This is a genomic window from Streptomyces sp. NRRL S-87 (genome assembly GCF_000719335.1).
Lineage (GTDB): Bacteria > Actinomycetota > Actinomycetes > Streptomycetales > Streptomycetaceae > Streptomyces.
Map to the genome: position 1 here is coordinate 125,695 of NZ_JOGB01000016.1, position 17,241 is coordinate 142,935.

The 17,241-nt window shown below is 72.8% G+C and carries 19 protein-coding genes; 8 read left to right on the forward strand and 11 right to left on the reverse strand.

Annotated elements, in window-relative coordinates; genetic code table 11:
• Position 1: 1 nt before the first annotated feature.
• Complete coding sequence (locus IF43_RS0112720) at positions 2-1,369, reverse strand: FAD-dependent oxidoreductase (RefSeq protein WP_030198578.1); 1,368 nt, start codon at positions 1,367-1,369, stop codon at positions 2-4.
• Positions 1,370-1,581: 212 nt separating this feature from the next.
• Here IF43_RS0112720 and IF43_RS0112725 point away from each other — a divergent pair, with 212 nt between their 5' ends.
• Both IF43_RS0112725 and IF43_RS0112730 read left to right on the forward strand, forming a co-directional pair.
• Positions 1,582-1,950 (forward strand): helix-turn-helix transcriptional regulator, encoded by a 369-nt coding sequence (locus IF43_RS0112725; RefSeq protein WP_030198586.1) that lies wholly within the window; start codon positions 1,582-1,584, stop codon positions 1,948-1,950.
• Complete coding sequence (locus IF43_RS0112730; RefSeq protein ID WP_030198589.1) at positions 1,947-2,459, forward strand: GNAT family N-acetyltransferase; 513 nt, start codon at positions 1,947-1,949, stop codon at positions 2,457-2,459. The genes IF43_RS0112725 and IF43_RS0112730 overlap by 4 nt, the downstream gene beginning before the upstream one ends.
• Here IF43_RS0112730 and IF43_RS0112735 read toward each other — a convergent pair.
• Genes IF43_RS0112735 through IF43_RS0112745 form a run of 3 tightly spaced genes read right to left on the reverse strand, consistent with a single transcriptional unit; the run spans position 2,452 to position 4,642 of the window.
• Entirely contained in the window at positions 2,452-3,507 is a 1,056-nt protein-coding gene (locus IF43_RS0112735; protein WP_030198592.1) for an ArsO family NAD(P)H-dependent flavin-containing monooxygenase, read from the reverse strand. The two genes, IF43_RS0112730 and IF43_RS0112735, sit on opposite strands and share 8 nt — an antisense overlap.
• Positions 3,504-4,286, reverse strand: a complete 783-nt coding sequence (locus tag IF43_RS0112740; protein ID WP_030198595.1) for an MIP/aquaporin family protein — start codon at positions 4,284-4,286, stop codon at positions 3,504-3,506. Before IF43_RS0112740 ends, IF43_RS0112735 begins: the two co-directional genes overlap by 4 nt.
• A 41-nt stretch (positions 4,287-4,327) precedes the next feature.
• Positions 4,328-4,642, reverse strand: coding sequence for a helix-turn-helix transcriptional regulator (locus IF43_RS0112745; RefSeq protein ID WP_030198597.1), 315 nt, complete (start codon positions 4,640-4,642; stop codon positions 4,328-4,330).
• A gap of 103 nt (positions 4,643-4,745) precedes the next feature.
• Between IF43_RS0112745 and IF43_RS0112750 the strand changes: the two genes are divergently transcribed.
• Entirely contained in the window at positions 4,746-5,165 is a 420-nt protein-coding gene (locus IF43_RS0112750; protein WP_030198598.1) for an arsenate reductase ArsC, read from the forward strand.
• Between the two features lie 183 nt (positions 5,166-5,348).
• On the opposite strand, the gene IF43_RS0112755 is transcribed toward IF43_RS0112750, so the two are convergent.
• The 5 genes from IF43_RS0112755 to IF43_RS0112775 all read right to left on the reverse strand — a co-directional run bounded on the left by IF43_RS0112755 (position 5,349) and on the right by IF43_RS0112775 (position 8,861).
• Complete coding sequence (locus IF43_RS0112755) at positions 5,349-5,684, reverse strand: metalloregulator ArsR/SmtB family transcription factor (RefSeq protein WP_030198602.1); 336 nt, start codon at positions 5,682-5,684, stop codon at positions 5,349-5,351.
• A 142-nt stretch (positions 5,685-5,826) separates the two neighbouring features.
• Positions 5,827-6,237, reverse strand: coding sequence for an STAS domain-containing protein (locus IF43_RS0112760; RefSeq protein ID WP_030198609.1), 411 nt, complete (start codon positions 6,235-6,237; stop codon positions 5,827-5,829).
• A 133-nt stretch (positions 6,238-6,370) separates the two neighbouring features.
• Positions 6,371-6,793 carry a pyridoxamine 5'-phosphate oxidase family protein gene (locus IF43_RS0112765; RefSeq protein WP_078910112.1) on the reverse strand — a complete coding sequence of 141 codons (423 nt, stop codon included), beginning with the start codon at positions 6,791-6,793 and terminating at the stop codon, positions 6,371-6,373.
• Positions 6,790-8,445 (reverse strand): SulP family inorganic anion transporter, encoded by a 1,656-nt coding sequence (locus IF43_RS0112770; RefSeq protein WP_199922719.1) that lies wholly within the window; start codon positions 8,443-8,445, stop codon positions 6,790-6,792. The genes IF43_RS0112765 and IF43_RS0112770 overlap by 4 nt, the downstream gene beginning before the upstream one ends.
• Positions 8,446-8,519: 74 nt before the next feature.
• On the reverse strand, positions 8,520-8,861 hold the full coding sequence (locus IF43_RS0112775) for a metalloregulator ArsR/SmtB family transcription factor (protein WP_030198619.1): 342 nt from the start codon (positions 8,859-8,861) through the stop codon (positions 8,520-8,522).
• Positions 8,862-9,106: 245 nt separating this feature from the next.
• On the opposite strand from IF43_RS0112775, the gene IF43_RS0112780 reads away from it, so the two are divergent.
• From IF43_RS0112780 to IF43_RS0112795, 4 genes are all read left to right on the forward strand, one after another.
• Complete coding sequence (locus tag IF43_RS0112780; protein WP_030198621.1) at positions 9,107-9,916, forward strand: TIGR02452 family protein; 810 nt, start codon at positions 9,107-9,109, stop codon at positions 9,914-9,916.
• Positions 9,917-10,000: 84 nt separating this feature from the next.
• Positions 10,001-11,260, forward strand: coding sequence for a tetratricopeptide repeat protein (locus IF43_RS0112785; RefSeq protein ID WP_030198623.1), 1,260 nt, complete (start codon positions 10,001-10,003; stop codon positions 11,258-11,260).
• A complete protein-coding gene (locus IF43_RS43465) occupies positions 11,257-11,385 on the forward strand; it encodes a hypothetical protein (protein WP_267884774.1) in 129 nt (42 codons plus the stop codon). The genes IF43_RS0112785 and IF43_RS43465 overlap by 4 nt, the downstream gene beginning before the upstream one ends.
• Positions 11,382-12,452 (forward strand): tetratricopeptide repeat protein, encoded by a 1,071-nt coding sequence (locus IF43_RS0112795; RefSeq protein ID WP_030198627.1) that lies wholly within the window; start codon positions 11,382-11,384, stop codon positions 12,450-12,452. Before IF43_RS43465 ends, IF43_RS0112795 begins: the two co-directional genes overlap by 4 nt.
• A 72-nt stretch (positions 12,453-12,524) precedes the next feature.
• On the opposite strand, the gene IF43_RS0112800 is transcribed toward IF43_RS0112795, so the two are convergent.
• Positions 12,525-15,005, reverse strand: a complete 2,481-nt coding sequence (locus IF43_RS0112800) for a SpoIIE family protein phosphatase (protein ID WP_078910113.1) — start codon at positions 15,003-15,005, stop codon at positions 12,525-12,527.
• Positions 15,006-15,209: 204 nt separating this feature from the next.
• Between IF43_RS0112800 and IF43_RS0112805 the strand changes: the two genes are divergently transcribed.
• Complete coding sequence (locus IF43_RS0112805; protein ID WP_051795231.1) at positions 15,210-15,617, forward strand: FKBP-type peptidyl-prolyl cis-trans isomerase; 408 nt, start codon at positions 15,210-15,212, stop codon at positions 15,615-15,617.
• Between the two features lie 72 nt (positions 15,618-15,689).
• On the opposite strand, the gene IF43_RS0112810 is transcribed toward IF43_RS0112805, so the two are convergent.
• On the reverse strand, positions 15,690-17,102 hold the full coding sequence (locus tag IF43_RS0112810; RefSeq protein WP_030198637.1) for an aminopeptidase P family protein: 1,413 nt from the start codon (positions 17,100-17,102) through the stop codon (positions 15,690-15,692).
• Between the last annotated feature and the right edge of the window lie 139 nt (positions 17,103-17,241).

The window sequence follows — 17,241 nt, forward strand, 5'->3', positions numbered from 1 at the left end:
GTCAGCAGCCGCCGGAGGAGGCGGGCGCGCCGATGGTGAGGGTCGCGGGCGCTGCGCAGCAGCCGCCGCCGGCCGGTTCGGTGGTCTCGGGCTGGTCGAAGAGGCCGGCGCCGCCGCAGACGCCGGTCTCGGGCAGGGTCAGCTCGACGCGCTCGGCGGCTTCCTGGTCGCCGGCGAGGTGGGCGGCGATGGAGCGGACCTGCTCGTAGCCGGTCATCGCGAGGAAGGTCGGGGCGCGGCCGTAGGACTTCATGCCGACGAGGTAGACATCCTTCTCGGGGTGGGAGAGCTCGTTGACGCCGTGTGGGTAGACGGTGCCGCAGGAGTGCTGGTTGGGGTCGATCAGCGGGGCCAGCTCGACCGGAGCCTGGAGCCGGTCGTCCAGGCCCAGGCGCAGCTCGTTCAGGAAGCTGAGGTCCGGGCGGAAGCCGGTCAGCACGATCACTTCGTCGACCGGGTCGAGGCGGCGGCCGTCCTCGCCGACGAGGACCAGGCGCCCGTCGCCGTCGCGCTCGATGGTCTCGGTGCGGAAGCCCGTGACCGCGTCGGCGTATCCGGCGTCGACGGCGGCCTTCGCCGCCAGGCCGAGGGCGCCGCGGGCGGGGAGCTGGTCGGCTTCGCCGCCGCCGAAGGTGGAGCCCGAGATGCCGCGGCGCAGGACCCACACCGCCTTGGTACCGGCGCCGTCGTCGGCCTTGGCGAGGTCGGAGAGGTAGGCGAGCGCGGTGAAGGCGGAGGCGCCGGAGCCGATGACGGCGGTGCGCTTGCCCGCGTACCGGGCGCGGACGGCCGGGTCCTTGAGGTCCGGGACGCGGTAGGCGATCCGGTCGGCTGCCGCCTTCTCCCCGAGAGCGGCCAGGCCGCTGCCGCCCGCCGGGCTGGGGGTGGACCAGGTGCCGGAGGCGTCGATCACGGCGCGGGCGAAGACGCGCTCCTCACGGCCATCCGCGTGCTCGACGTGTACGACGAAGGGCTGGGCCTCGCGGTCGGCGTCGACGACCCGGTCGCGGCCGGTGCGGGAGACCCCGGTGACGCGGGCGCCGAAGAGGACGCGGTCGCCGAGGACGTCGGCGAGGGGCTGGAGGTAGAGCTCGGCCCAGTCCCCGCCGGTCGGGTAGGAGGCCGGGTCCGGCTTGGTCCAGCCGGTCGGGGCGAGGAGCTTCTCGGCTGCTGGGTCGACGACCTCTCCCCAGGTGGAGAACAGCCGTACGTGGGCCCAGTCGCGGGTCGCTGCCCCGGCGTGGGGGCCGGCCTCGAGGACGAGGAAGTCCAAGCCTCGGTCTTCGAGATGGGCGGCGGCGGCCAGTCCGGCAGGGCCGGCCCCGATCACGACGACGGGCAGGTCGGTGGTGGTGGCAGGCGCGTTCACGGTCGGCTCCTCGTTGCTTGTTTCGATGTCCGTCGATGGCTTCCGTGATCAGCATGGCACCTGTTTCGATGTCCGTCAACATAGACATTCATCGAATCCGGGGGCCTGCCGTCATGCAACACGTCCCTGCGCGGGTGCGGGCGGGACGCCGAACGGGCGGCCGCCGCCTGGGAGGCCTCCCGCATTAGTTCGACGTATGTCAACATAGACATATGTCGAATGCGAAGGTGTTGCCGCTGCTGGAGCCCGAGGCCGTCGCCGCGTGCTGCCCGCCGTTGAACGAGCGCCCCATGTCGGCGGACGAGGCCGAGGTCGCGGCGAAGATGTTCAAGGCGCTCGGTGACCCGGTGCGTCTGCGGCTGTTCTCCGCCGTCGCCTCGCACGAGGGCGGCGAGGCATGCGTGTGCGACATCTCGGACGTAGGCGTCTCCCAGCCGACGGTCTCCCACCACCTGAAGAAGCTGAAGGAAGCCGGACTGCTGTCCTCCGAGCGGCGTGGCACATGGGTGTACTACCGGGTCGAGCCCTCCGTGCTCGCCGCGATGGGCGCGTTGCTGGCCGGCGCCGCGAAGGCGGTATGACCATGGTGGTTCGGATCGTCCCGATGCTGCCCGAGCACGCCGAGCAGGTCCTCGCGATCTACCAGGCCGGGATCGACGAGGGCGACGCCACCTTCGAGACCGCCGCCCCCGACTGGGCGTCGTTCGACGCCGCGAAACTGGCCGAGCACCGCTTCGTCGCCTTGGACACGGGCGAGGCGGTGCTGGGTTGGGTGGCGGCGAGCGCGGTCTCGGACCGCTGCGCGTACGCCGGGGTGGTCGAGCACTCCGTCTACGTCCACCCCGATGCCCGCGGCCGGGGCGTGGCCCGTGCCCTGCTGGACACGCTGGTCTCCTCGACGGAGAGGGCGGGTATCTGGACGATCCAGTCCGGGATCTTCCCCGAGAACACCGCCAGCCTCGCCCTTCACGAGCGGGCCGGCTTCCGGGTCGTCGGAACCCGCGAACGCATCGGGCGCCATCACGGCGTGTGGCGGGACGTGGTCCTGCTGGAGCGCCGCAGCGCCGTCCTGGGGACGGGCGTCAGGTGAGCAGGTCGCGGATCTGCCGTGCGGCATCGCGGGCCGGGCGGCCGACACCGATGAGGGTGGCCGAGGCAGGGCCGGTCCAGTCCCCGTAGCCGAGAAGGTGCAAGCGCGGCTCGTCGAGGGACCGGGTGCCGTCGGTGGCGATGTGCCCGCGGCTGCCGCGCAGGCGCAGGCCGGCGAAGGGGGACAGCGCCGGGCGGAAGCCCGTGCACCAGATGACCGCGTCCGCCTCGGCGGCGGTGTCGTCAGCCCACTGCACGCCCGTGGTGGTGAGGCGGCTGAACATCGGCCTGGCCGTCAGGAGCCCGGCGTCCCGGGCCGCGCGGACCGGGGGTACGGCGACGATGTCGCCGAGGGAGGCGACGCCGCCGGTGTCGGGGCGGCCCTCGTCGAGGGCGCGGCGGCGGGCGGTGGCGTGGTCGAAGAGGGTGCGGCCGTCGATGTCGTCGGCCAGATAGCGCGGCGGGCGCTGGGTCACCCAGGTCAGATCGGCCGTATCGGCGAGGTCGGCGGCGACCTGCGCGCCGGAGTTCCCGCCGCCCACCACGACCACGCGCTGTCCTGCGAACTCGGTGGGGTGCCGGTACTGGACCGTGTGCAGCTGGCGTCCGGTGAACTCGCGGCGGCCTGGGACAGAGGGCAGGAACGGGCGGGTCCAGGTCCCGGTGGCGCTGATGACGGCGCGGGCCTGCCACTCGCCGCACTCGGTCTCAACACGCAGGAACGCACCGTCGCGGTGGACCGCGTCCACCCACACGCCGCGCTCGACCGGGAGTTCGTACCGCTTCTCGTAGTCCGCGAGGTACGACACCACGTGCCCGGCGCCGGGGTAGAGCTGCCCCTCCTGCACGGGCATCAGCCGGCCCGGCAGCGAGGAGTACGCCGCGGGAGAGAACAGGCGCAGCGAGTCCCAGGTGTGCTGCCAGGCGCCGCCGGGGCCGGCCTGGGCGTCGAGGATGACGTGCTCGATGCCCAGGCGGCGCAGGTGGTAGCCGGCGGCTAGTGCTGACTGGCCGCCGCCGATCACCACGACGTCCGTACGTCGGCTCACGCCGCAGGCGCCCCGGTGTCGGTCTTGCCGCCCATGAAGATGACCGCGACCAGCGCCAGGCCGACGATCACACCCACCAGCTGCATGCCGATGAAGCCCGGCACCGAGGACGGGGCGATGCCCGCAAAGGTGTCGGTGAAGGCACGGCCGATGGTCACCGCGGGGTTGGCGAACGAGGTGGAGGAGGTGAACCAGTACGCGGCGCCGATGTACGAGGCCACCGCGACCGGCGCGAACCGCAGCCGGTCGGTCTTGGCCAGGCCGAAGATCAGCAGGATCAGTCCGGCGGTGGCGACCACCTCGCCGAGAAGGAGGCTGCCGGCGGAGCGGTCGTGGGTGGACCACTTCACCAGCGGCTCGCCGAACATGGCGTCGGCCAGGATCGCGCCCGTGATGGCGCCGGCGACCTGGGAGGGCACGTACACGGCGACCTCGCGCGGGGTCACGCCCGAGCCGCCGCGGCGGGCGGTCCACCACTCGGCCAGGGTCACGGCCGGGTTGAAGTGCGCACCGGAGACCGGGCCGAGGAGGGCGATCAGCACCCCGAGGCCGAAGACGGTGGCAGTGGAGTCGGCCAGCAGCTGCAGCGCCACATCGTCGGTCAGCTTGGTGGCCTGGATGCCGGAGCCGACCACGACGGCGACCAGGGCGGCGGTGCCGACCAGCTCGGCCGCCGCGCGAGCGATCAGCGGGGGGCGGGGCGGGGTCGCGCCGGGGGCGGGCTGCGGCGACGTGCCGGCGGCCATGGCGTCGCTCGCGGCGGGCTCGGTGGCGGTCAAGACGGGTTCTCCTCGGACAGGTGAGGCAGGGCGCGGGATGGCTAGGGGCAGGACCGCTTGAGGTTCGCTTCGGCGGTGGCGCGCGCGGTCTGGGCCAGGTCGGCGAACTGGCCGGCGAGGGCTTCAATGACCTCCGGGCGCAGGCGGTAGTAGATGTACCTCCCGCACGGCTCCGTCTCCACGACCCCGGCCTCGCGCAGCACCTTCATGTGGTTGGAGAGGTTCGTCTGCTTGGCACCCGTCTCGTCCACGAGGTGGGTGGTGCACAGCGTCTCCCTGGCGAGGAGGGTCACGATCTGGAGCCTGAGCGGGTCGGCCAGAACCCGGAGCAGATCAGTGTCGACTGACGTCATCATCCGCTGATACTGTCACATCACTGAGGGCTGACACCAGCCCAGGCTGAACCATGCCAAGGGCCTGTGGCGTGCGACGGCCGCGCCTGCCATGAAGGAAAAGCCGATGTCCGCGAACCCGCTCGCGTCCGTTCTCTTCGTCTGCATCCACAACGCCGGCCGCTCCCAGATGGCGGCCGGGTTCCTGCGCCACCTGGCGGGCGACCGCGTCGAGGTCCGCTCCGCCGGTTCCATGCCCGGCGAGCAGATCAACCCCTCGGCCGTCGCCGCCATGGCCGAGCTGGGCATCGACATCTCCGACCAGACGCCGAAGGTCCTCACCCCCGAGGCGGCCCAGGCATCCGACTACATCGTCACCATGGGCTGCGGGGACGCCTGCCCGTACTTCCCCGGCAAGACCTACCTCGACTGGCAGCTCGAGGACCCGGCCGGCCAGGGCGTCGAGGCCGTCCGCCCCATCCGCGACGAGATCAAGGGCCTCATCGAGGGCCTGATCGCCGAGATCGACGCCAAGAAGCAGGCCTGATCCCGTGGCCGAAGCGGCCACAGCCGCCGACGGCCTACGCGACGTCGTCATCATCGGCTCCGGCCGCCGGACCTCCGCACCGCCCGCGTTCCGGTGTCAGAAACGCGTTGAACCCGCACCAACGGAGGACGGCCGCCGCACGTGGGGTGCAGGCCCCGCAGGGCCGGCACCGTCGGGTGCCGTTCAGGTGTGGCGGCCGGCCTTGAGGTCGGCCAGGAGTTCGGCCTGGCCTTCCAGAACGCCGGAGAGGATGCCGCGGGCGACCCGCAGGAGCTCGGCGATCTGCGGATGGGTCAGGCTGTAGTAGACGTTCGAGCCTTCGCGGCGGGTGGCCACCAGGTTGGCCTTGCGCAGGACGGCGAGCTGCTGGGAGAGGCTCGCGGCCTCCACCCCGACCTCGGGCAGCATCTCGGCGACCGCGTGCTCGCGTACGGCCAGGAGCTCCAGGACACGGATGCGGACCGGGTGTCCCAGCGTTTTGAAGAACTCCGCCTTCAGCTGATACAGCGGCGCGCTCACCTGTGTGCCTCTCCCCTGACTGCCCATGCCATCCACCCGGAACCGTTCCTTCGTAGGGCTGTCCGTCGCCCCTCTTCACACCTTGCGACCTCCACAATTGCAGATCCCTGCAACTCGCGGACCTGGCGGGGTGGTGCTGGTCTCAGACGAGGGCGGGCGCCTCGGGCGACTGCTCGGTGGGCCAGTCGTCGGTGGTCCACTGCTTGACCGTCCCGCGAGCTCCGTGGGCGGCCAGAGCGGCGGCGAGGTCGCAGTGGACGGGCACGGGGGGGGAGGTCGCATCGGGGACGAGCGAGCCGTCCGCGGGGATCGCGGCGAGCTCGAGTCGGCGCCCGCTCTCGCCGAGGCGGCGGGCGGCCTGGGCGACGGCGGTCTGCCCGCTGGCGGACCAGCCCAGCAGCCCGGTCAGATCGAGGATGACCGGGCCGGCGCCCCGGGCGAGCGCCCAGCCGATCGCGCCGGTGAACCGGTCGGTGGCATCCGCGCCGAGATACCCGGCCAGGGACAGCACGCCCAGGTCCTGACAGGTGGTGTAGCGCCATTCAATCGTCATCGTCAGCTCCTCGGCTTCACAGGGGAAGGGTGACCCAGATGGCCTTGCCAGGCCCGTCCGGATACGCACGGCCGAGCCCGTGGCCGGCACGTCCAGCACCTGCCGGTAAGGCATCTCGCCTCGACCTGGACGTTCATCGGCCCGCCCCCGGCACCCCACGGACCAGACGGAACCCTGACACCTGCTGCGGGTGCAGCCGCAGCAGGGTGTCGTGGGGGCCGTGGCTCCAGCCGGGCAGGGTGCGGCGGTAGTGGGCGGCCTCGTCCGGGTCGGCGACGACGTCAGCCGGCCCGTGGGCGCTGACCGTCCAGCCGGTCCCCGCCGGGGTGCGGGCCTCGTCCACGTGGTAGGTCAGCAGTGCCCGGCCGGGGACGGCTGCGGCCTGCACGGGGGCGCGGACGACGAGGCGCCCGTACTCCATGACGTGTACGGCGGGGCGGACGACGGCCACCTCCCGCTGGACGTAGATGAGGCGGCCCTGGGCGGAGCCTTCGAGGAGCCACAGGGCCTCTGTGCCGGAGACCTCGATCATGCGGAGGTCGGCGGGGACGGTCATCGTGAGGCCTTCCGGATGCGGTGCAGTCGGTGATGCGTACGCGGCAGCAGGCCCGCCTGCTCCAGATACGCGCGGGCGCCGGCGATCGCCTCCGGCGTGGTGGCGTACTCGCGGCCCCCCAGGCGCAGCAGCTCCAGGGCGCCGACGGCATCCAGGGCCTGGCGTTGGCCGGGCCGGATACCGGAGGTCATCACGACGATGCCGCGCCGGTTGAGCTTCTCCACGGCGTCTTTGAGGACGAGGGCACCGGTGGCGTCCAGGGTGGTCACCCTCGCCATGCGCAGGATCACCACCTTGACGTCGGCGACCTCGGAGAGTTCGAGGAGGAAGCGGTGGGCGCCGGCGAAGAACAGGGGTCCGTCGATGCGGTAGGCCACGATGTGCTCGGCGAGCAGCGCGTGCTCCTCGTCGCTGTGCTCGCCGGGGACATCCGGGCGGAAGTCGACCTGCTCCATCCGCGCCTGACTCGCCACCGCCTTCAAGGCCGAGGCACCCGCGACCACGAGCCCGATGATCACCGCGTACACGAGGTCGAGAACCAGGGTGGCAGCGGCGGTCAGGACCAGGACGACCGCATCCGAGCGGGTCGCCTTCGCCATCGCGCGCAGCGAGCCGACCTCCACCATGCGGATCGCCGTCGCCAACAGCACGCCCGCCAGCGCGGCGAGCGGAACCTTCGAGACCAGGGGGGCGGCGGCGAAGACGATCACCGCCAGCACCGCGGCATGGGTGAGGGCGGCCAGCCGGGAGGAGGCGCCGGTACGGACGTTGACCGCGGTCCGCGCGATCGCGGCGGTGGCGGGCACACCGCCGAACAGCGGGGCCGCCAGGTTGGCGACGCCCTGCCCGAACAGCTCCTTGTCCGGGTCGTGCTGCTGGCCCACCGTCATCCCGTCCGCCACCGTCGCCGACAGCAGCGACTCCAGCGCGGCGAGCGCCGCGACCGCGACCGCCGGGGCCAGCAGGGAGCCGAACGCCGACACGTCGAGGAAGGCGAGGGACGGGGCGGGGAGCCCGGCGGGAAGGGCACCGATGGGGGCCGCCGCGTCGAGGTGGCAGAGCTGCGCGGTCACGGTCGCGGCGATCACCGCGACGATCGAGAACGGGACCGTCGGCTTCCACCGCGCCCCGGCCAGCATCACCGCGGCGACGGCCAGCGAGAGGCCGATCGCCGTCCAGTTCGGGAAGGCCACGAACTCCACGAGCGCCCGCCACGCCACCAGCAGGACCTTGTCCCCGTCAGGCTTCTCGACGCCGAGCGCGTTGGGTATCTGCTGGAGGCCGATCACGCACGCGATCCCGAGGGTGAAGCCCTCCACCACCGGCGCCGGCACGTACCGCATGTACCGTCCGGCCCGCAGCAGTGCGAGACCGATCAGAAGGACACCGGCCATCAGGCCGACGGTGAGCACGCCGCCGGGCCCGTACCGGGCGACGATCGGCACCAGGACCACGGTCATCGCACCGGTCGGTCCGGACACCTGGAGGTTCGACCCGCCGAACAGCGCGGCGAGCGCGCCGGCGACCACGGCGGTGGCCAGCCCCGCCTCCGCGCCCAGGCCGGAGGAGACCCCGAACCCGAGGGCGAGCGGAAGGGCGACGATCGCCACGGTGAGACCGGCCAGGAGGTCCCGGCGGGGACTGCGGGCCATCACCGCGTAGTCGGCCCGGGCGGGCAGGACGGAGTGCACCCGGCCCCACACGGCCGTCACCGTGGTGTTCACGGTCACGAGGCCGCGACCTCGGCCTCGCGCAGTTCCTCGAGCAGCACGCTCTGTCCGGCCAGGACCTTGGTCAAGATCCGCCGCGCCGCGAGCATCAGCTGCGCCACGTCTCCGCCCGCCAGCTCGTACACGACCGTCGCGCCGTTACGGGTCGAGGTGACGATCCGGGATCGGCGCAGGACCGCGAGCTGCTGGGACAGGGCGGAGGGCTCGACCTCGATCGCGGCCAGCAAGTCCCGCACCGGCATCGGCCCTTCCTGCAGCAGCTCCAGAACCCTTATCCGCACCGGGTGCCCGAGCATCCGGAAGAACTCGGCCTTCGCCTGATACAGCGGAACCGGCACGGTCTCGCACCCTTCTCACCACCCCTAACGGGGCGAACGCCTGGTGCTGTGCCCGCGGCTACCCACGGACACAACACATGTAGCATCTATGAAATTGCAGACTTTTGCAATTCAACGATTCTGCGGCCCCCGCCGAGGGGGCGGCCGCATGCGCCGCCCCGGATGCCTCGATGCCGCACACCTGCCGCATTGCACAGCCGGAAAAATAGTCACCCTGACACTAATCGCTCGCTAGCATCACCCCCATGAGCAACCGTCTGAGGAACCTCGCGACCGAGAACGAGCGCGTCGCGACCACCGGCACCTACACCACCTCCACCGGCACCCGCGTCTCCATCGCCTCCGCCCTCGCCGCCGCCCGCTCCGGCACCGTCTCCTACTCCCCCGCCTTCACCCCGGCGCCCACCGGCCCCTTCACCGGTGAGACGGAGGTGACCGACGAGGACAGCCTGCAGGCCGCCCGCCGCCTCGCCGACGAAGGCGTCGAGCACCTCGCCGTCCTCAACTTCGCCTCGGCCCGGAACCCGGGTGGCGGCTACCTGCGCGGAGCGAAGGCCCAGGAGGAGGACCTCTGCCGCACCGCCCTCCTCTACCAGTGCCTGCTCGAAGCCCCCGACTACTACGCGGCCCACCGGGCGTCCGCCGACCTCCACTACAGCCATCGGGTGATCTTCTCCCCGCACGTACCTGTGATCCGCGACGGTTCCCACGCCCTGCTCGACGAGCCGCACCGGGTCTCCTTCCTGACCTCGCCCGCTCCCAACGCCGGCCAGCTGGCGCTGCGCTCGCCGGGTGGGAAGGTCGACGTCAGGGGCACCCTCACCGAACGCGCCCGCCGCGTCCTCGGCGTGGCCGCCCACCACGGGGTGCGCGAGCTCGTCCTCGGAGCCTGGGGCTGCGGCGTGTTCGGCAACGACCCGGCCGAGGTGGCGGACGCGTTCGCCGCAGCCCTCGACACCCACGGCGCCCCGTTCGCCCGCGTCACCTTCGCCGTCTGGGACCGCTCGGCCGACTCCCTCAACCGCGCCGCCTTCCGGGCCAGGTTCGCCAGTTGACGGTGCTCCGCGGCACCGGGATCGACGTCGATCGCGCCCCGACCCGGTGGACGAGGGCCGCGGGCCGCTTCCTAGGCTGACCCCATGTCCGACGAGTCACCTCTCATCCGTAGCCTGCGGGCCGCTGTCGCCGCCGCTCCCGAAGACGTCCCCCTGCGGCTGCACTTCGCCGAACTGCTGCTCGCGGAGGGGAGGCACGACGAGGCCGTCGCGCAGGCCGCGGTCGCGCTGCAGCACGCGCCGGGCGACGAAGCCGTACGGGACCTGATGGTCCGGGCCATGCAACTGCCCACCGCCGGTCCCCGGCCCCCCGCCTTCGACTGGGCCGCGGCCGAGCAGGAGGTCGCCGGTGTCGTCGGCCCCCGTTTCGCCGCCGGACCCACCGGCCCCGCCGACGCGGGCGACGCCACCGAGGCCCGCCTGACCGTGGACGGCAGCGGCGACCCGGGCGAGGCGGCCGCCTGGGACGTCGACGCCCCCGGCGACGTACGCCTCGCCGACGTCGGCGGCATGCAGCAGGTCAAGGACCGGCTCGAGGCCGCCTTCCTCGCCCCGATGCGCAATCCCGGACTCCGCAAGCTGTACGGCAAGTCGCTCCGCGGCGGCCTGCTCCTCTACGGCCCGCCCGGCTGCGGCAAGACGTTCATCGCGCGGGCCGTCGCCGGCGAACTCGGTGCCCGCTTCATGTCGGTCTCGCTCTCCGACATCCTCGACATGTACATCGGCACCTCGGAGAAGAACGTCCACGACATCTTCGAGGCCGCCCGCCGACAGGCGCCCTGCGTGGTCTTCCTCGACGAGCTGGACGCGCTCGGCGCCAAGCGCTCGCGTACGCACCACAGCGGGCTGCGCAACGTCGTCAACCAGCTCCTCACCGAGCTCGACGGCATCGACGCCGCCCAGAACGAAGGCGTCTTCGTACTCGCCGCGACCAACGTCCCCTGGGACGTGGACCTCGCCCTGCGCCGCCCCGGCCGCCTGGACCGCACCCTGCTCGTGCTGCCCCCCGACGCCCCGGCCCGGGAGTCGATCCTCCGCTACCACCTGCGCGAGCGCCCCATCGAGTCCGTCGACCTCGCCAGGATCGTCAAGCTCACCGAGGACTTCTCGGGAGCCGATCTCGCCCATGTCTGCGAGAGCGCGGCCGAGTACGCCCTCCTGGACTCCGCCCGTTCCGGCACCGTCCGCATGATCGGCACGAAGGACCTCCTGAACGCGGCCAAGCAGATCAAGCCGTCCAGCGAGTCCTGGTTCGCCGCCGCCCGCAACGTCGCCATGTTCGCCAACGACGGCGGTATGTACGACGACCTGGTCGCCTACCTGAAGAAGAAGCGCAAGCTGTGAGTGGAACCACCCTGCACCCGCGGGTCGAACCGGCCCTGGGGCTCTACGGTCCCCAGGTCCTGTTCTGGCCGGCACTCGTACCGAACCCCCTCAGCATCACCCACGACCGGGACGAGGTCCGATGAGCCGGGCCCGGCAGGAGGCCGACGTCCTCTTCGACCTCGGGCGCTACGAGCAGGCCGCCGCACTCGCCGCCCAGCACCTCGCCGGCGATCCCGGCGACGCCACCGCACTGGTGCTGCTGGCCCGCTGCCGGCACCGGCTCGGCGACATTCAGCAGGCGCTCACCGCCGTCGAAGAGGCCCTGCGCGTCGAACCCGATGCGGCGGACGCCTGGCTGACGCACGCCCAGGTCCTGCTCTCGCTGGAGGCGTACGAGCCGGCCGAGCGCTCCGCCCGGCGGGCCGTCGAACTCGCCCCGCAGTTCTGGGGGAGCCACTACACCCTCGGCATCGTCCTCGACCGCACCGGCCGCAGGAAGCACAGGCGGGCCGCGCACGAGTCGGCCCACACGGCCGTCGCCCTCGCGCCCGAGGAGAGCGACGCGCACCTCCTCGTCGGTATGACCGCCCACCGCGCCCGCAGGTACCGCGAGGCCCGGCAGGCCTACGAGACGGCGCTGCGCCTGGACCCGGACAACAGCCAGGCCCTCAACAACCTCTCCCTGCTCCTTCTCCACCACAGCTGGCGCCGTCCCGGCTCGTGGACCCGGGCCGCCGAGGGCTTCGTCCAGTCCGCCGCCCTCGACGTCAACGACCGCCACGCCCGCCACAACCTGGAGACCATGGCCTGGGGAACGCTCACGGGCTCCGTCTGGGTGGCCCTCACCGGCATCGTTGCGGTGTCATTGGGCTCCGCCCACCTGCGTGCGGGCGCCGCCGGCACCGAAGCCCTCCTCACCTGCCTGGTGTGCGCGGCCGTGCTCGTCGGCTGCTGGGGAGGCTGGCTGCGGTGGCAGAGCCGGCGGATCCCGCCCCACCTGCGCCGCCCCCTCCTGCTGGTGTCGCGCCGCTCCCGGCCCGTCCTCGGGATGGCGTTCGCCGTCGGGCTGCTCGTCGTCCACCCGGCCTTGGCGCTGCTGCTGTGGCGCAGCGCGGTGTTCAGCGCGCTCGCGATTCCGCTGTTCTTCTTCGCGCTCGTCATGTCAGTGGCCGGCCGCACCGCCCTCCAGCAGAGCGCGCCGAAAACCTAGGGGTCGGGAGACGCCGGGGCGGGGCCTGCGCGGGGAGGCCTTCCGGAGGGCCGGCGGGCCCCGCTCCGTGCGTCAGCCGGTCGCGCGGTGCCAGGCGATCTCGGCCCACACCTGCTTGCCGCCGCTGAGCGGCAGCGAGCCCCAGGCCGTCGTCGTCGCCTCGACGATGAGCAGGCCTCGACCGCCGGTCGACTCCCAGCTCACCGACACCGGTTTGACGGGGCTGCGCGGCGACGCGTCGTTCACCGCGATCCGCAGCCGGTCCGCCGACAGGGTCAGATCCATCCCCACCTCGCCCTGCGTGTGCGCGATGGCGTTGGTGACCAGCTCGGACACGACCAGCAGGGCTACGTCGAGTTCCTCCGCCGCTCCCCAGGACCGCAGGGTGCGCGCGGTGAAGCGACGCGCGTGCATGACCGCGTCGGGCAGCCGCCACACCTTCCAGTGGCTCCGCAACGGCCGGTCCCGGGTGCCGTCGTAGCGCAGCAGCAGCAGCGCCACGTCGTCGTCGCGACGGCCCAGGGAGACGACCAGCTCGTCGGCGACCCCTCCCGCATCGACCGGGTCGGCCGCGGCGAGCACGTCGCACACCTGCCGCATGCCCTCCTCCAGAGGCAGCCTGGCGGACTCGACCAGGCCGTCCGTCAGCAGGACCAGCAGGGTTCCGGGGAGCAGCCCCGCCTCGGTCATGGGGTACTCGGCCTCCGCGAGCACTCCCAGCGGGGGCCCGCCCTCGACCGCCATCTCCTCGGTGACGCCGTCGGGATGGCGCAGTACCGGAGGCAGGTGGCCCGCCCGTACGATCTTGGCGATGCCCTCCTCCATGTCCAGGTCCACGTACCCGCAGGTGGCGAAGAGGTCGGTCTCCATACCGACGAGCAGCCGGTTGGCCCGCGCGACCACCACGTCGGCCGGGTGGCCCTCCACCGCGTAGGCCCTGACCGCCGTACGCATCTGGCCCATGATGGTGGCCGCTCCCGCGCTGTGACCCTGTACGTCCCCGATGACGAACGCCACGTGTCCGCCACCGAGCGGAATGACGTCGTACCAGTCGCCGCCGACCTCGAGTCCCGCCGTCGCGGGGAGGTAGCGGGCGACGGCGACCCCGCCCGGCAGCTCCGGGAGCTTACGCGGCAGCAGACTGCGCTGGAGCATGGTGGCGAGTTCGTGACCCGCGTCCAGTGCGTGTGCGCGCACGAGCGCCTGCCCCACCAACCCCGCGGTCGCGGTCAGGAGCGACCGCTCCTCCGGTCCGAACCGGTGCTCCGCGTCCCACCCCACCAGACACGCCCCCACCGTCCTGCCCTCGGCGGGCAGCGGCAGCACCGCGAGGCCCCCTGGCCCGACGCCCAGCAGACCCCGCTCGAGAGCCGCGCCCGGCGGCCACAGGCTCATGTGCCCCCCGCGCAGCGCGCTCTGCAGAGTGGGCAGGTCACCGAGGGGTACGTCGGGCCACTCGGACCGCCATTCCGAGCGCCACAGCTCGGGCCAGGCGTCGGGCTCCGGCGGGTCGAGGGCCGTGACGATGAGCCGCTCCGGCTCGAGCTCACCGACCGCGACCCGGGAGGCGCCGAGCGGCTCGCGCAGGGCGGCGACCGCCAGCCGGCTGACCTCCCGGACGGTCGCCGCACCCGCCAGCGTGGCCGACAGCCGCTGTACGAGGGAGACCTCGTCGGCGCTGGGTCGCAGATAGCTGGCATCGGCCACCACCCCCAGGACGCGCCGCGGCGCGCCGCCGGAGTCCACCTCGACGCGGCACCGCAGCCCCAGCCAGCGCAGCTCACCGTTCGGGCGGTGGATGCGGAACGCCAGCTGCTGCCCGTCGGCGGCCAGCCGGTCCGGCTCCACGATGGCCATGAGTGCGGGCATGTCGTCGGGGACGGCACAGGCGAGCAGGGTCTCCACCTTCCCGTCGAACCGCTCGGGAGGCAGACCGAGCAGTTCCAGCACGTGCGCGTGTGCCTCCATGCGGCCGGTGCCCAGTTCCAGGATGAACGCGCCGCCCCGGTGCGGCACCAGGGGCTGGGCCAGATGCACCTGCGGGGCCTTGCGTCCGGCGGAGCGCGCGGCGACGGATTCGAGTCCGGCGGCCACCTGATCGGCGTAGAGCTCCAGAAGGCTGCGGTCGTCGGCACCGAAGCCGTCCCCGACGTCCCCGGCCACGATCAGGCACCCGAGCTCCTGGTCCCCCTGTCCCAGGGGCAGCGCGCCGAGCGAGATCCTGGCCGGCGGGTCGGGGGCACCGTCCCGGACCCGGGTGGGGACGTGGTGGGGGTCCTCCTCGACGAACGCGGCGAGTTCCTTGGCCGACAACCACAGCGGACGGCCGGAGCGGAAGGCGTGGGCGGCGGGCGAATGGCCGGCCACGGCGAGGACCGCGGGCAGTCCGTAGAGGACGCTGCGGTTTCCGGTCAGCTCGGCCAGATGGAGTTCCCTGCCCTGGTCGGCGACCACGTAGACAGCGGCGAGCTCAGCGCCGCAGAACGCAAAGCCACGACTGGTCACCGCCTGTGTCGCCTCCTCCCGCGGATCCGGCGACCGCCCTGTCTCCATGCTGTCGCGCCCGGGACCGTCCGGGCGAGTCGGGCCGGAGGCGGGGTCAGGGGACGGTCCGCTGCCGCGGGCCTCGACAGGGTGGGGAGCCGGGCGAGCGGGGCCGGAGCCGGGCCGGGCGGTAGCGTGGCCGTCTGCTGCACGGGACGTCCGGCTGTCCGACCGGTCCGTGCGGGGTTTCCGACGGAGAGTGACGAGGCTGCGATGAGTGAACGGACGAAGCCCGAGGTCGAGGTACCGGAGGGTGACGCTCCCACCGAGCTGGCCGTCCGGGACCTGGTCGTCGGGGACGGGCCCGAGGTGAAGCCGGGCATGGTGGTCAAGGTCCACTACGTCGGGGTGACCTTCGCGTCGGGGAAGGAGTTCGACGCCTCCTGGGACCGTGGGGAGCCGTTCAAGTTCGCCCTGGGCAGTGGCAGGGTCATCAAGGGCTGGGACCGTGGCGTGAAGGGGATGAGGGTCGGCGGCCGGCGCGAGATCGTCGTACCCCCGCGTCTCGGCTACGGCGACCAGTCGCCCTCGCCGTTGATCCCGGCGGGCTCGACCCTGGTCTTCGTGGTGGACCTGATCGACTCGTATTCCCGCACGACGGGGTGGAGCAGCGCCGGGTGACCCCGGCGGCTCCGGCATGCGACGGCGCCCGACCGGGCCCGTATCGGTCGGGCGCCGTCGCGCACGCGCCCGTCAGCCGGCGAAGCGGGCCATCCAGGCCTCCACCTCGTCGGCCGAGCGCGGCAGGCCCGCGGACAGGTTCTCGTGGCCGTCGGCGGTCACCAGCAGGTCGTCCTCGATCCGGACCCCGATGCCGCGCCACTCCTCGGGAACCGTGAGGTCGTCCGGCTGGAAGTACAGGCCCGGCTCGACGGTGAGCACCATGCCCGGTTCCAGCACGCCGTCGACGTACTCCTCGTTGCGGGCCTCGGCGCAGTCGTGGACGTCCAGGCCGAGCATGTGGCCGGTGCCCGCCATGGTGAAGCGGCGCTGCAGGCCGAGCTCGTACGCGCGGTCCGCCGGGCCCTCGAGGAAGCCCCACTCGACCAGCTTCTCCGCCAGGTACCGCTGCGCCGCCACGTGGAAGTCGCGGTAGGCGGCCCCCGGCTTCACGGCGGCCATGCCCGCCTCCTGGGCCTCGTACACCGCGTCGTACACCGTGCGCTGCACGGGCGTGAAGGTGCCGCTGATCGGCAGCGTCCGGGTGACGTCGGCCGTGTAGAGCGTGTGCGTCTCCACCCCGGCGTCGAGCAGCAGCAGGTCGCCGACGCGCACCGGGCCGTCGTTGTCGGTCCAGTGCATGATCGTGGCGTGCTCGCCGGCGGCGCAGATCGAGCCGTAGCCGACGGAGTTGCCTTCCAGCCGGGCGCGGCGGAAGAAGGTGCCCTCGATCCACCGCTCGGAGGACGCGACCGCCCGCGAGAGCTCGGCCACGCAGTCCGTGAAGCCGCGCACGGTGGAGTCCACCGCCTTGCGCATCTCACCGATCTCCCAGGCGTCCTTCACGAGGCGGAGCCCGCTCAGGGCCTCCTCGAGTCCGGCGTCGCGCTCCGCGTCGGTGGTGACGGCCGCCTCGAGCACCGGGTCGACGCCCCGCACGATGCGGGTGGGCACGTCGGGGGCCGCCGCCAGGTCTGATGCCGCCGTACGGACGTCGCGGCAGTCCAGGCCGAGTACGCGGGCCGACTCGGCGAGGGAGCGGCGGCGCCCCATCCACAGCTCGGCGGTGTAGCCGAGCCAGAACTCGTCGGTGTCCCGGCCGTCCCGCGGCAGCTGGTAGCAGTACGCGTCGTGGCCGCCGTCCGGGCGGGGTTCGAGCACGAGGGCGCCGTCGCGGGCCTGGTCGCCGGTCAGGTGGACGTAGCCGGAGTACGGGCGGAAGGGGTAGGTGTCGTCGTTGGAGCGGGCCTTGAGGTTGCCGGACGGGACCACCAGCCGCTCGCCGGGGAACAGCGCGGACAGCGCGGCGCGGCGGCGGGCCGCGTACGGAGCCTGCTCGTCCTGCGGGAGGTCGTGCTGCTCGGTGTCGGCCCAGCCCGTCTTCATCAGGGCGGACAGTTCCCCGGAGACCTCCGCATAGAGGCCGTTCTTGCGAGCCTTCGCCACGTCGTGCACCTTCTTCCGGCGGTTCGACCGCGCCGAGGGGCCTCGGCGACCCCCGGACGGTACTGCGGAACGGTGCGCCCCGGGGGTCTGGCCGTGCCAGTGGCACTGATCGGCCACACCTCGTCCTCGCGGGCGTCGA